Annotated in this window: 1 protein-coding gene; it reads right to left on the bottom strand. The window is 59.8% G+C overall.

What is annotated here, in order from left to right; genetic code table 11:
* The coding region (locus LO50_RS23140) for an IS110 family transposase (protein ID WP_152624009.1) at positions 1–246 on the bottom strand (246 nt) is incomplete at both ends.

Genomic DNA, 246 nt, shown 5'->3' with positions numbered 1-246 from the left:
GCGCAGAAATGGCTTGATGCCGTTCGGTGCTTCAACCCCAGCCTCACGCAGGATGCCGCGCAACAGGTTGATGCGTTGCACGCGGGACTTCTTCCAACCCTCGCGCAACTTATGCAGCTGTTGGACTTGCTGCTGTTGCACACTTTTGACTGGCACCGGGCGAATATCCTGGCAGCGTGCTGCTTCCAGAATGGCGTCGCAGTCGTTGCGATCGGTCTTGTTGCGCCGCCGATACGGGCGCACGTA

It is taken from the genome of Stutzerimonas stutzeri (assembly GCF_000935215.1).
Lineage (GTDB): Bacteria > Pseudomonadota > Gammaproteobacteria > Pseudomonadales > Pseudomonadaceae > Stutzerimonas.
This window is presented reverse-complemented; position numbering and strand designations above follow the sequence as displayed.